This window comes from Haladaptatus sp. HS23 (genome assembly GCF_056892285.1).
Genome location: NZ_JBXGLH010000007.1, coordinates 107,153 through 120,329, shown reverse-complemented (window position 1 = coordinate 120,329; position 13,177 = coordinate 107,153). Strand labels below are relative to the sequence as shown.

Annotated in this window: 15 protein-coding genes; 7 read left to right on the top strand and 8 right to left on the bottom strand. The window is 61.9% G+C overall.

The window, feature by feature from the left end:
- Window positions 1-122 precede the first annotated feature (122 nt).
- Entirely contained in the window at window positions 123-767 is a 645-nt protein-coding gene (locus tag AC1XDK_RS18690; RefSeq protein ID WP_483351648.1) for a uracil-DNA glycosylase family protein, read from the top strand.
- On the opposite strand, the gene AC1XDK_RS18685 is transcribed toward AC1XDK_RS18690, so the two are convergent.
- The 3 genes from AC1XDK_RS18685 to AC1XDK_RS18675 all read right to left on the bottom strand — a co-directional run bounded on the left by AC1XDK_RS18685 (window position 733) and on the right by AC1XDK_RS18675 (window position 1,599).
- Complete coding sequence (locus tag AC1XDK_RS18685; protein ID WP_483351476.1) at window positions 733-921, bottom strand: hypothetical protein; 189 nt, start codon at window positions 919-921, stop codon at window positions 733-735. The genes AC1XDK_RS18690 and AC1XDK_RS18685 overlap by 35 nt on opposite strands.
- A 77-nt stretch (window positions 922-998) precedes the next feature.
- Window positions 999-1,187, bottom strand: coding sequence for a DUF7576 family protein (locus AC1XDK_RS18680; RefSeq protein ID WP_483351475.1), 189 nt, complete (start codon window positions 1,185-1,187; stop codon window positions 999-1,001).
- Between the two features lie 37 nt (window positions 1,188-1,224).
- Entirely contained in the window at window positions 1,225-1,599 is a 375-nt protein-coding gene (locus tag AC1XDK_RS18675) for a hypothetical protein (protein WP_483351474.1), read from the bottom strand.
- Window positions 1,600-1,896: 297 nt separating this feature from the next.
- Here AC1XDK_RS18675 and AC1XDK_RS18670 point away from each other — a divergent pair, with 297 nt between their 5' ends.
- Window positions 1,897-2,496: a DUF7344 domain-containing protein gene (locus tag AC1XDK_RS18670; protein WP_483351473.1), complete on the top strand. Its 600-nt coding sequence runs from the start codon at window positions 1,897-1,899 to the stop codon at window positions 2,494-2,496.
- Between the two features lie 85 nt (window positions 2,497-2,581).
- Window positions 2,582-3,574: an MBL fold metallo-hydrolase gene (locus AC1XDK_RS18665; protein WP_483351472.1), complete on the top strand. Its 993-nt coding sequence runs from the start codon at window positions 2,582-2,584 to the stop codon at window positions 3,572-3,574.
- A gap of 72 nt (window positions 3,575-3,646) precedes the next feature.
- Here AC1XDK_RS18665 and AC1XDK_RS18660 read toward each other — a convergent pair whose 3' ends face one another.
- The 3 genes from AC1XDK_RS18660 to AC1XDK_RS18650 all read right to left on the bottom strand — a co-directional run bounded on the left by AC1XDK_RS18660 (window position 3,647) and on the right by AC1XDK_RS18650 (window position 6,328).
- Window positions 3,647-4,393 (bottom strand): ribonuclease H-like domain-containing protein, encoded by a 747-nt coding sequence (locus tag AC1XDK_RS18660; RefSeq protein WP_483351471.1) that lies wholly within the window; start codon window positions 4,391-4,393, stop codon window positions 3,647-3,649.
- Between the two features lie 94 nt (window positions 4,394-4,487).
- Window positions 4,488-4,856: a response regulator gene (locus tag AC1XDK_RS18655; protein WP_483351470.1), complete on the bottom strand. Its 369-nt coding sequence runs from the start codon at window positions 4,854-4,856 to the stop codon at window positions 4,488-4,490.
- Window positions 4,853-6,328 (bottom strand): ATPase domain-containing protein, encoded by a 1,476-nt coding sequence (locus AC1XDK_RS18650; RefSeq protein ID WP_483351469.1) that lies wholly within the window; start codon window positions 6,326-6,328, stop codon window positions 4,853-4,855. The genes AC1XDK_RS18655 and AC1XDK_RS18650 overlap by 4 nt, the downstream gene beginning before the upstream one ends.
- 330 nt (window positions 6,329-6,658) lie before the next feature.
- Between AC1XDK_RS18650 and AC1XDK_RS18645 the strand changes: the two genes are divergently transcribed.
- Window positions 6,659-7,519, top strand: a complete 861-nt coding sequence (locus tag AC1XDK_RS18645) for a ubiquinol-cytochrome c reductase iron-sulfur subunit (protein WP_483351468.1) — start codon at window positions 6,659-6,661, stop codon at window positions 7,517-7,519.
- Between the two features lie 7 nt (window positions 7,520-7,526).
- On the opposite strand, the gene AC1XDK_RS18640 is transcribed toward AC1XDK_RS18645, so the two are convergent.
- Both AC1XDK_RS18640 and AC1XDK_RS18635 read right to left on the bottom strand, forming a co-directional pair.
- Window positions 7,527-8,660 carry a citrate synthase gene (locus AC1XDK_RS18640; protein WP_483351647.1) on the bottom strand — a complete coding sequence of 378 codons (1,134 nt, stop codon included), beginning with the start codon at window positions 8,658-8,660 and terminating at the stop codon, window positions 7,527-7,529.
- 101 nt (window positions 8,661-8,761) lie between these two features.
- Window positions 8,762-9,946: an MFS transporter gene (locus AC1XDK_RS18635; protein WP_483351467.1), complete on the bottom strand. Its 1,185-nt coding sequence runs from the start codon at window positions 9,944-9,946 to the stop codon at window positions 8,762-8,764.
- A 214-nt stretch (window positions 9,947-10,160) separates the two neighbouring features.
- Between AC1XDK_RS18635 and AC1XDK_RS18630 the strand changes: the two genes are divergently transcribed.
- From AC1XDK_RS18630 to AC1XDK_RS18620, 3 genes are all read left to right on the top strand, one after another.
- Entirely contained in the window at window positions 10,161-11,015 is an 855-nt protein-coding gene (locus AC1XDK_RS18630) for a winged helix-turn-helix domain-containing protein (RefSeq protein ID WP_483351466.1), read from the top strand.
- A gap of 253 nt (window positions 11,016-11,268) precedes the next feature.
- Entirely contained in the window at window positions 11,269-12,261 is a 993-nt protein-coding gene (locus AC1XDK_RS18625) for a glutathione S-transferase family protein (RefSeq protein ID WP_483351465.1), read from the top strand.
- A gap of 128 nt (window positions 12,262-12,389) precedes the next feature.
- Entirely contained in the window at window positions 12,390-13,172 is a 783-nt protein-coding gene (locus AC1XDK_RS18620; protein ID WP_483351464.1) for a class I SAM-dependent methyltransferase, read from the top strand.
- The last annotated feature ends 5 nt before the right edge of the window (window positions 13,173-13,177 follow it).

The following is a 13,177-nucleotide window of genomic DNA, read 5'->3' as shown; positions in this document are numbered from 1 at the left end:
GCGAAGAACTCGTTGAACCGCCAGCGAGGCGTTCGACGTACCGACGCGCTTTTTCATACTGGACTGCTATTGAGGGTGTGAAATGGCTCCACGAGGACGAACGGACGAGCAATCCGTTCGGAATGCGACCGCCCTGTCAGTGTGACGTTTTGCACGACGGGGACTGTGCAGTGTTCGGCTACGGCGACGCCAACGCGGATTTCCACCTTATCGGCGACCATCCGGGAATACACGGCGGTACCAACTCAAACGTCCCGTTTACCGGTGGAGACGCCGGTGAGACGCTCCAACCGGTGTTGAACGAGGTGGGTCTACTTGGCGACGTGTACAGCGACGAACCGACCATCGCCAACCTGTTCATGAGCTATCTCCACATGTGCAGGCTTCCCGACGGTCGACGGCCAACGCAGAAGGAGTACGACGACATGGAGCGGTTCTTCGACGCCGAACTCAGGGCCATCGCGGCACACGTTCTGCTGCCGGTCGGCGAGACGGCGACGGAACACGTCTTCTGGGAGTTCACGGCGCAAGCCGACAAATACGGGATGGGTACCGGCGGAGACGGTCCCGACATGGCGGCGCTCCACGCACAGGAAATCAAAGGACGCGGCTTCCTCGTCGTTCCGATTCGTGACCCCCGCGAGTGGGGACCGGACGACGGCGACCGACTGCGGGAACGGCTGGACGGAATCCTGTCCTCCGACTACCAACAGACGGTCGATTTGGGGCGTTTCATGCCGGACGACGACCCGTACGAGGTTCGGTGACGACGCGAACGATTCCGACCACGATTCCCGCGACGAACTCGACAGCGAGGAGCGCGACGGGAAGCACGACGAACGAGGCGGCGAAAAAGCCGAGCGCGATGCCACCGATGATGGCGGCGCGTTTCCAGCGCGATTCCGGACGTTCGAACTCCATGCGGTGACGACGTCGAGCAGGCCGGTAAAACACGCGGAGCGTTCGCCCGGTAAGGTGGGCTTACCGCGAACGTCGGATTACGGGAACGGACCGGTCCACTCGTCCAAACAGTCCTCGCTACAGAAGTGAAGTGTCAGATTCTCCGTTTCGTTGGCGGTGACGCTGTGTCGGACGACTACCGTCGGATGATACTCCGAGAGGTTCACGAGTTTCCCACAGTTGGAACAGGAGGCGAATTCTTCGTCCGGATGGGCACTACTGGGCATGGGACCAACACAGCACGGAGGCGCGTAAACGTGTTGCTTAGTCGCTACATTCGGGGCGGTCGGTTTCGGGATTTAGGACCTCCCGCTCGACGGAAACGGTGTTTTCGACCGCTTCACGCACGTCCTGTTCGAGGACCGAAAACGCCATCGCGCGAATGAACACCTCGTAGTCGGCGTGCGTCTCCGTTGCGTCCTCGGCGACGATATCGGTCACCATCTCGATTTCCGGTTTCCGCTCGGAGAGTTCACAGACGCGCAGTGACACGTCACGGTTCCAGAGGTCCCCTACACATTCACCGACCGACCGGTAGAGGGCAGAGCGCATGCTCATCCCGGAACCGATTCGTTCCCGAACGTTGTCCGCGAGTCGCTGCACGACTCGCCCGTACTCCTGCCCGTCGAAGTTCGCCATCGTCGTGGAAAGTTTCCATTTCGAGATATTAAAACCCCGACGACGTCCCTTTGGCGAAACAAACATGGCGGGAAAGAACGTACCCTTCCGTGACCGAGAGATAAATTAGACCTTTATCATCGACACAGACCCAGTACCTTTATAAAATGGACAGGAGATATTGAACTACATGGCACGCGAGAAACGAAACGACCGATTACCGAGACGACGAGGAATCTCGGTGCGAAGTAACGACGGAACTCCTCGACCGAGCGTTCGAGCACACGTGGAAAGCACCGCATACCAGGGAACGAAACGATGAGCGTCAGCTCCGACTCGACAGCGGTCGAGGAGTTCGACCACGCATCAGACGAATCGCTCGAACCGCTCTCGCGCGACAAGATATTTCATATTCTCCAGACACAACGTCGCCGAGACGCGCTCCGGTTCCTGAAGGACACCGGCGGGACGGTCGAGATGCGCGACCTCGCAGAGCAGGTCGCGGCGTGGGAAAACGACACCACCGTGCAAGCGCTCACCTCCGATGAACGCCAGCGCGTCTACATCGCGCTGTATCAGTCCCACCTGCCGAAACTCGAAAGCGAGGGAATCATCCGATACAACAAGAGCCGCGGCATCGTCGAACGCGGGCCGCTGGCCGACCAGTTCGACCCGTATCTCGACACGAACGGACAACCCGCGGACGACGCGGAGACGGACGAAGCGTTCCAGAGCGAAGACGAAACCCCGTGGCTGCGCTACTATCGAGCAATCACCGCAGTCGGCGTCGTCGTCATGGCGGCGACGTGGCTGGGCGTTCCACCGCTCACCGTCGTTCCGGACCTCGTCTGGAACATCCTCATCGTCGCGTCGTTCGCGGCGCTGTCGCTGGCACAGTTGCTCACGAGCGACGAATAACCCGAAGTGTGACGCCGCGAACGTCACCTCTCATTAGCGATGCGAACATAAAAAATATCATAAGCGTCGGTTCTGAAAAACGCGTGTGAACCGAATTCGACTCGAAAACACGCAGTTCGAGGGAGAGAACAGCGTCTACCTCCTCGGTGACGACACCGATGCTCCCACGACACTCATCGATACGAGCGTCAGAAAGCCCGAAACGCTCGATTCGTTGGAGTCGGGGTTAGCCGACCACGGCTGTTCGGTCAGCGACATAGACGACGTGCTCATCACCCATTGGCACCCCGACCACGCCGGACTCGCGGGGGCCGTCCAGGAGCGAAGCGGGGCCACCGTCTTCGTCCACGAGGAAGATGCCGCGCTCGTCGCCCAATCGAAGTCCGCGTGGGACGACATCGAGACCCGCCAGCAACGCCTCCTTGCCGAGTGGGGGCTTCCCGAGCGAATTCGAGCCCCGGTGTTCCAACACGCGCAGAACGTCGGCCGCCTCGACGGCCCCGAACCGACCGTCGAACCGTTTTCCGCGGGCGATACGTTCGACTGCGGCGGCCTCGAACTCGAAGCCGTCCACCTCCCCGGCCACACCGCCGGTCTCGCCGGATTCGCCTTCGACGGCGACTCGGGGCGCGAACTGTTCTGCGGTGACGCCCTCCTCGAAAACTACACGCCCAACGTCGGCGGCGCGGACGTGCGCCTCGAAAACCCGCTCTCCACTTACCTCGATACGCTTTCCCATTTCGTCGCGGAGGAGTACACTCGCGCGTGGCCCGGCCACGGCGACCCGCTTGAACCGACGGAGCGCGCCCGCGATATTTTCGACCACCACCGCGAACGCGCCGAGGACGTCATCGACGTGCTGGACCAAAACGGTCCCACCGACCCGTGGACCGTGGGATCCCACCTGTTCGGCGAACTGGACGGCGTCCACCTCCTCCACGGTCCCGGCGAGTCCTACGCCCACCTTCGGCACCTCGCGGAAGCGGGCTACGCCGAACGCGTCGGCGACGAGTACGAACTGGTCGGGGACCCCGACTTGGACGCGCTGTTCGAACAGAGGATGGCGGCGAATCCGTAAATACGAACTCACGGGACCGGAATCCGAACGCACTGGGTCGGAAAAATCGCAACTGGGGGTCGAAATTCGCGTTCAGGGAAGGTGGCGCGCGAACACGTCCTCGTGGAGCGTCTCGCAGGCGTAATCGAGAATCGTTTCGAGGTTCTGCGTGTCGTACTGGTTGTACCGGACGAGAACGTCGAGGGCGTCCTCGTCGCCCGCTTCGTACTGGTGCCAGAGTCGAACCGCGTCCTCGCCGCCGATGTCCATGCCGCCGCGACTGATGTCGAGGTCGACTTCCACCGCGCTGAGACCGCCGGTGAGACCGAGGCGCTTGCAGACGTACATCAAATCGACGTGGGGCGTGTCGAGCGACAGGTCGAACTCGTGTTCGAGGAACGGCTGGTCGAAGCGCTTGCCGTTGAACGAGACGATGAGGTCCGACTGGCCGAGTTCGTGCTGGAGGGCCTCGGCGGTCAGATCGTCGCCGCGGACGAGCGTCTTCGTCTCGCCGTCCCGATGCAGGCTGACGGTGGTGACGACGCTCGAATAGTGGCTCAGGCCGGTCGTCTCGATGTCGAAAAAGCAGGTCGAAGAACGGAAGTTCTCATATAGTCGCCAACTCTCGCCGCTGGGAAATGCGGAGGAGAAGAACTCGGAGTTCCCGTCGTCCAAGTGTTCGCTCGCGGTGGCGATGAACGACTCGATTCTGTCGCCGGTCGCATCCCCGACGTGCGACGGGTCGAACTCGTCCCAGTGAGTGACGCCGTTTTGCCAGAGTTTCCGCTCCGTCTTCTCGCCCACCCCGCGGACGGGAATGAAACTGTTCTCGATTCGCATTTGCGAAAGGATACCGCGAGAGCGTTAAAGGCGTTGTCTCTCGCGGACGAGAAGCGTCAGCGCGATGAGTGAAGCGAGTGAAAACACGTCAGTCTCAGTCCGTAGTGAGCATGCCGCGAATCGTCGCCCGCAGGTCGGCCGTATCGACCGGTTTTTCGAGGATAGAGCGAACGCCGCGACTGATGGCTTCGCGTCTGAGGTGCGGCGGCGTCTCGGGAGTGAGAATCACGATGGGAATCTCACGTTCGTGGAGGTACTCACAGCGCTTCCAGAGGTCGGCGGTGTACCCCTCGGTGTCGAGGACGGCGATGGCTATCGACGCCTCGCCGCGTAACACGGCGTCGAACTCCCCGACAGACGTGACCGGTTTCGTTTCACACCCCTCCTCGGAAACGAGGTCCGCGAGGAGCGAGAGGTTGCGCTCGTTTTTGCTCAAAACGAGCACGAATGGTGGCGTACTCATTCATCATCGAGTTCGGGTGCGAATTCGACCCACTGGGGAGCGCCCGAGAGGACGCCGCGAAGGCCGGTCAGTGGTTCGCCGACTTCGAGGCCGTGTTCGGTGATGCGGAACTCGCGGAGCGTGCGCTCGAAGTCGCTCGTCCGTTTTTTTAACACGCCGATGGCTTTCCGCATCTCGCCGGCGATTTCGAGGTGCCGGAGGAAAACGAGGTTGTCGGCGAGATAGCTGATTCCCGCCTCCGTCGCCTTGAAATCGCCGGTCACGGTGCCGATTTCGTCAACGAGGATGACGGTCACGCCCATGCTCTTCAGGTACCGCGACAGGGTGTGGAGTTTCCGAACCAACGTCTGTTTGTCCTCGCTACTGACGGAGAGTTTGTATCCCTGTATTCCGTCTATCATCACGATTCTGCTGTCGTTTTCCTCCACCTCGTGGTGCACCTTTCTCGCGAACTCCATGGCCGAGTGGTCGAGCGGTTCGACCTCTTCCACCGAGAGCGTCCCCTCGGCGACCATCTCCCCAACTGGGATGCCGATGGCTTTGTTGCGCTGCATGAACGTCTCGGTCGACTCCTCGAACATGTAGATTATCGACCGCTCGCCGCGGTTCGCGGCCTCCTTCATGAACTGGGTTCCGGCCGTCGTCTTACCGACGCCGGTCGGGCCGCTGAGAACCGACACCGTGCCGCGCTCCAAGCCACCGTGTAGCAGTTCATCGATTTCCGTGACGCCGGAGGGAATCGGTTCGGCGACGTACTCGCTTCCCTCCTCGTTCGTGATGAGTTCAGGATAGACGGCGAGACCGCCATCCTCGATTCGCATCGAGTGTTTTCCCTCCCGAATGGACGACCCGCGAAACTTTGGGACGTCGATGGTCCGACCACGTTCCGACCGTTCGAGTCGAATGGTCCCGTCGGTCATGTACCGCAAGTCGTCGTCGGGCGAGTTCTCCGTGTTCTCCGACGTGACCAGTACGGTAGCACCTTGCTCTTTCAGGTATCGCATGAACGCGATGACCTGCTTTCGGAACTGATACTCACCCGAGGTCAGATGACGAAGTCGAGTGAGTGGGTCGATGAATACCCGGTCGGGGTTGATGGTCTCTACCCGGTCGGTGATGGCCTGTGTGAGCGGTTCCTGTTCGACTTCGCTCGGCGTGAAGATGTCGTAGGACTGGTCGTCGACGAACACGTCCGAGTCCGGACTCAAGTCGAGAAAGTGGACGTTCGAAAGGTCGATGCCGAGCGTCGCCGCGTTCGCCCGGACTTCGTCCTTCGATTCCTCTAAATTCACGAACAACACCGTCTCGCCCGAATCGATGTTCGCGGTGAGATAGTTGATGCCGAGAATCGTCTTCCCCGTTCCCGGATCGCCCCGAACGAGATAGCTCCGTCCTGGAATAAGTCCGCCGTGCAGTATCTCGTCCAGTCCAGGAACACCGGTCGATATTCGCGTTGGTGGACTGAGAGTCATACCCTAGTACAGAATCGCTCAAACACACATATATCTCTATTGGGCGTGAAAGCAACGAATCGCAAGCAAGCGACGCTGTAATTCGGAATTCCGTCGCGGGAAGAAGCGGGAAATGACCGTTTTTAGATAGCAGAAAGTGAGAGGCGATTCCGTAAGGAGGGACAGGAGATGTGAGAAAACAGATACTTACCCCTCTCTGTCCGACGGTAAGGGCGGGCAACTCACCGATTGGCAACCAATAACAAAGCACGGCGGGCACCTAGCTACGGACGATAGCGTGAACCGCTCGTCCCGTGACCCTGACAGGAGCGAGCGACACGCAGGTGAAAAATGTCTGATTCGGACAAATATCCAGAAGAGTCCTCGCGTCGGCGATTCGTCAAAGGCGTCGTCGGCAGTGCGGCGCTAGCGGGAATCGGCACGGGAACGGCGGCGATAATGAAAACCGCGACGTCCCCATCGGGGGCGGGTGGCGGGACGGTCGAATACTACGGCGTGGAAAACATCGGTGGACCGGCACCACGGGGAATGCCCCAAATTCCCGTCGAACTCGACAGCAATGGCGACCTGAAAGGGGTCTGGCCCAAGGTGAAACAGGTAGAACGAAACAACAACACCGTCACCGTCGCCGAACAGCAGATGGGGGGGATAACCTACTCTTCGCAGTGGTTCCAGTACTGTGGTGTCCAAACGTATCCCGGTATCAAACCGGACGCGGAACAGGACAACTACTTCCGTTACACCGCCTCGCAGTACACGTGGCAGTCCGAGACGGCATCGGAGGGGGACAAGGTCAACATCGACGATTTCGACGACTACAAGACGTGGGGCGACGGTATCGGGAAGTCCGGGCTTGGAAAACCCGCCTCCGCGACGTGGCGGTCACAGGACGTCCCGTCGAGCGGGACGATTCCCATTCAAATAATCAGAAGCGCGGCGATCGAGGAGAAGGCGAAGACCAACGAGTGGTTGAAAGCGAGTACAGAGGAAGGGTTCATCGCCATCCTCGACAAATGCACCCACTTCTGCTGTGTGCCGCTGTTCAAAGCCGACCCGGCGAGCGCGAAGTTCAACGCTCAAAACTACATCTACTGTCCGTGCCACCAGTCCGTCTACGACCCGTTCTCCATCGAACGGCTTTCGTACGTCGCCCTCCCCCGTCCGACGGATTCGACCAGTTCAGAGGTGTAGTCCCGAATCACCGGTCCTCGACCGGTTCCCACGTCCGGTCGCGTTCTCCGACGTACGCCGAACGTGGACGGATGATGCGATTGTCCTCTAACTGTTCTAAACAGTGTGCAGTCCACCCTCCGACGCGAGCGATGGCGAACGTCGTCGTGAACAGTTCCGACGGAATTCCGATGCCGTGGAGGAGGACGGCCGTGTAGAACTCGACGTTCGTCGCCAGACTCAGGTCGGGCCGTCGTTCGGCCAGCAGATCGGTCGTGGTCGTCTCGACCGTTCTCGCCGTCTCGAAAAAGTCGCGTTCGCCGCCGGAGTCGTAGAACGACTCGGCCGCCGAGGAGAGGACGGCGGCACGCGGGTCCCGGACGTTGTAGACGCGGTGGCCGAAGCCCATGATTCGCTCCCCGGCGTCGAGTTTCTCCTCGACGTAGCCCTCGGTGTCCCCCGACTCGTGGACGTCGAGGAGCATGTCCAGTACCGGACCGGGAGCGCCGCCGTGAAGCGGTCCCTTCAGCGCACCTACCGCGCCGGTGACAGCCGACACGAGGTCCGTCTCCGTCGAGACGATGGCCCGGCCGCTGAACGTCGAGGCGTTGAGGCCGTGGTCCACCACGGAGTTGAGGTAGGTTTCGAGGCCGCGCGTCTCGGCGTCGGTCGGTTTCTCGCCGGTGAGCATGTAGAGGTAGTTCGCGGCGTGGGAGAGGTCGTCGTCGGGGGCGACCGGTTCGTCGCCGCTTCGAAGTCGCCAGTACGCCGCCACGATGGTCGGGAGTTGCGCGACGAGGAGACGGGCCTCGTCCTCGGAGCCGTCGGTGTCGTGACCGATGGTCGCCGCCGCGACACCCATTCGAAGCGCGTCCATCGGGTCGGCGTCGTCCGCCGCGGCCGCCCGGAGGAGGTCGAGCGTGGCGGGGGAGAGGTCGCGGTACGCGGCGAGGTCGGAGCGAAAGGACGCCAACTCGCCCACGTTCGGAAGCCGGTCGTTCCAGAGGAGGAACACGGTTTCCTCGAACGTCGCGTGTTCGGCGAGTTCCGCGAGCGGATATCCACCGATTATCAGTTCGCCGGCGTCGCCGTCGATGTAGCTGCGACGCGTTTCCGCGACGATGACGTTCTCCAATCCCTCGTTCGTCGTTTGGTCGGTCATGGTTCGAACGAAGTTCGAACGGCGAGCCATATATACTCCCTATATTTCCTATTACTGAACGTATTTTCGTGAAGATTGTCGGTTTTCTCGTCGAAAAACCATCAGTCGGTTGCCACTGACCGGCCGGACTCGAACGGGTCGGAAACGGAGCGAAAGAGGAGAACCGACCCGACGGCGGCGGCCCCGAACGCCGAGAGCGCTACGAGCGGCGTCGTGGCGTTTGCGACCGCACCACCGGTCGTTCGGGCGAGGAAGAAAAGGAGACCGTGAATCATCGAGACGCCGCTCAGCGTGGTTGCCCGACCGTGCGATTCGACTCGGTCGTTGAGAAACGCACTCTTGAGCGTCGCCGACACGGTGTTCGAACTTCGGGAGAACAGGAACGCGGGAAGGGCGACGACGGGGACGACGCTGGCACCGACGAGGACACACGCGAGCAGAACCGGACCGAGCGTGAACCAGCCGTCGATTCCGAACCGGTCGCCGATTCTCGCGGCGACGGAGGACCCGGTTGCGGCGGCGAGCATCAGCCCCGCGTATAGGCCGCCGAGCGTCGCGGGAGTGAACCCGACCGAGAGCGCGACCGGTTGGACGAACACCTCGACTGTTTCCGGGACGGCGAGGACGACGCCCGAGAGGAACACGAACGACCGGACGCGGCGGTTCGAGACGACGCGGGTGAGCGCGGTGCGAGCGTCGGCGAGCGAAAAGCCCTCGTTCGAACTGCTGACCGTCGGTTCGGGGAGCGTGAGGATGACGAGCGAACCGAGTCCCGTCAGGGTCGCCGCCGCGAGGAACGGCAGCGGTGCCCACCGTTCGTACAGCACGCCCCCGGCGAGCGCGGTCATCGCGGCGGCCGCATAGAAGGTCGCGCTGCTCCGGCCGAGGACTCGGGTGAACGCGCCGGTTTCGCCGTGGTCGGCGAGGGTGTCGTACAGCCACGCGTCCGTGGTCCCCGACCGGAACGTCGCGGAGATACCCCAGAAACACCAGAGCGCGACGAACGCCGTCAGGGAGTCGGCGAACGCGAACCCGAGGTGGGTCAGCGAGATGAGGGCCGAACCGAGGGCGAGGCCGTTCCGGCGACCGATTTTGTCGCCGAGATAGCCCGTCGGAACCTCGCCGAGGAGCGTCCCGACGAAAAACGACCCGGCGGCGAAGCCCACGCCCGCGAGGTCGAGACCCTGTGCGAGGGCGTGGACGGTGAGGATGGGATACACGAATCCCTCCGAGGTGAGCCCCCGGTAGAGGTAGAACCGGCGAACGGACCGGTCAACGGATACCATCGGCGGTGTCGAAGAAACGACTCGTTCGAGGGGCGGTGCGAATCGGGCGGAACGGTTTGGGAGGGAAAATCGGATACATGAATCGTCGAAGTTCGTAGTCCGTGGGACACAGCGCGACGGGAAAAGCGTTCGTTGAAGCGGATTTCAGTTGCTTTCCTGTCGTTTTCGAACGGCAAAGCGACCCGCTGAAATCCCCCGCCGTGGTACGTAACCCGTGAACGCGGGAGACATCGACGCGGAGGTGTGGGACGCCTTCCAGTTGCTGGCGAACGAAACCCGACTGAAAATCCTGTACGCGCTCTGGAACGCACCCGAGTGGACGGCGACGTTCACGGAGTTGAAAGAGGCGGTGGGAATGCGCGACAGCGGGCAGTTTCAGTACCACTTGAACGAACTGGGCGGGACGTTCGTTCGGAAGACCGACAACGGCTACACGCACCTCGCGGGGGGCATCGCCCTCTATCGGGCGATGCTCGGGAGCGTTACGGGACCGGAATCGGTAGCCCCGATTTCGCTCGATACGGCGTGTCCGACCTGCGGCGCGGCGCTCCGCCTGCGATACGACCATCAAGTGTTCGACGCGCGCTGTCCCGACTGCGACGAGACGGTATCGAACGCACCGTTTCTCCGAGCGGGTCTGGAAAACAGGACGGATGGGGATAGGGTGAAGGCGTTCGACGCGTGGACGCGACGGCTTGTGGCTCTCCTTCGGGACGGCGTCTGTCCGTGGTGTGCGAGTACCGTGACGCACGAGTTTTCGGGGGTGGTGAGCGACGGAGCGGAGGAAGGAGCCGAGATTCACGTCACGCACACCTGCGACCGCTGCGGTGGCTTCCTCCGGACGACGCCCGCAGAGAACGTCATCGACCATCCCGCCGTGGTCGCGTTCTGCTACGACCACGAAATCGACCTCACCGAGACACCGCACTGGGAGATGGAGAAGTACGTCGCCGAGAGCACACGACTCGGCTCGGACGACCCGGCGGAGATTCGGCTGACGATTCGACTGGCTGATGACGAACTGACGCTCTCGCTGGACGAGGAGATGCGGGTTCGAGACATCGAGTGAAAGCGTCCGGAGGGGCAAAAGCGGGGCTTGGGGCGTGATTAGGAGGATTTCTGGAAAGCTTTCTGGAGAGATTGCTGAAAGGATTTCTGGAAAGACCGGTAGCAGGCGGGCCGGTGAGGATGCTGAACCGTTCCATCGGCGGCCGAAGAAACCGTCGGACGCTGTCGGGTAGTCTCGGTGGACCCGACGACAGAAACCGGAAGCGGCGTGGGGAAACCGCACCGATAAGGCCGCGAAAGACATATCGAACGACATGAACATGCTCGTGGACGGCGAGTGGCGGACCGACGCGTACGAGAGTACGAACGAGGAGGGCGAGTTCGAACGACAAACGACCTCGTTCCGCGAGTGGGTCGAGGACGACCCGGAAAGCGAGTTCCCGGCGGAGTCGGGGCGCTATCACCTCTACGTCTCCTACGCCTGCCCGTGGGCACACCGGACGCTCCTCGTGCGGGCGCTGAAGGGACTCGAAAACCACATCTCGGTGTCGGTCGTGGACCCCCATCGTCGAAACGATGGGTGGGAGTTCTCACCCGACCGGTTAGGCTGTACCGCGGACAGCGTGAACGGGGCGGAGTACCTCCGCGATGTGTACACGAAAGCCGACCCCGCGTTCACCGGGCGCGTGACCGTCCCCGTCCTGTGGGACAAGGAGCGGGATACCATCGTCAACAACGAGTCGAAGGAGATACTGCGGATGGTGGACACCGAATTCGACGCGGTTGCGGACCGGGACGTAACTCTCTACCCTGAGGGATACCGCGAGGAGGTGGACGACACCATCGAGGCCATTTACGAACCCATCAACAACGGCGTGTATCGGGCGGGGTTCGCTGAAACGCAGACGGCCTACGAGGAGGCCGTGGCCGACCTGTTCGACGCGCTCGATCACTGGGAGGAGGTGCTCGCCGACCGGCGGTATCTCTGTGGTCCGGACCTGACGGAGGCGGACCTCTGCATGTTCACGACGTTGGTGCGCTTCGACGCGGTGTACGCGACGCATTTCAAATGCAACGTCCGCCGAATCGTGGACTATCCGAACCTCTGGAACTACCTGAAGGAACTGATGCAACTGCCCGACGTCGCCGAGACGGTCCGCATGGACCACATCAAGGAACACTACTATCGGAGCCATACGGACATCAACCCGTCCGGAATCGTCCCCGTCGGCCCGGAACTCGACTTCGAGTCGGACCACGACCGGGGGCGGTTGGCGGGCGGCCCTCCGGAGGAAGTTCGGCACTGAACCGCTCGCTGTCGGACTGGCGACCGTGCTGTACGTCGCCACCGAGATAGTCGGGAACGGCGACAGCAGGGGCCGTGAAGGAACATCGATTTTTTATTCCGGTATGAATTCTCGAATGGAGACGAGTTATGCCTGCCGACGATTCGATTCCCTTCGAAAGTACGGAACGCCATTACGCCGAACACCGACCCGGATACGACGGGTCGGCGTTGGCGCATTTAGTGAACCGATTCGAGTTGGACGACTCGTCGCGCAGTCTCGACTTGGGATGCGGAGCGGGCCAAATCGCCGTTCCGCTCGCGGAACACGCGGGAGAAGTCGTGGCGATGGACCCGAACGAAACCATGCTCCGGCACGCGCGGCAACGGGCGGAGCGGGCTGGACGTGAAAACGTCGAATTCGTCGTCGGGTCCGACGCGGACCTCGTCGAGGAACTCGGCACGCTCAGACTGACGACGATGGGTCGCTCGTTTCACTGGATGGACGGAAAATCGACGCTCGAAACGGTGTACCGCCTGACCGAATCGGGCGGCGGCGTCGCGCTCCTCACCGACCGAGAGTGGCTAACGAAGGGGACCGAAGAATGGCAGGAGGAGGTTTACGAGGTCGCCAGCGAGTACGTTTCCCTCCCCGAACGGACCGGGCCGGTCGAGGAGTACGACGACCCGTGGGACGAGTTACTGGCCGAGGCGGGATTCGAAGACGTGACGGTCGAGCGATTCGCGTTCGAGCGCGAATGGGACGCGGAGGGAATCGTCGGCTATCTCCGCTCGCTGTCGTTCTGCTCGCCGGACGTTTTGGGCGAGCGGGAAGCGGCGTTCACGTCGGATATCACCGAACGGCTGAATGCGATGGATGGGGAGACGTTCACCCAAACGGGGACGACAGACGTGACATCGGGACGGAAGTAGGTCGG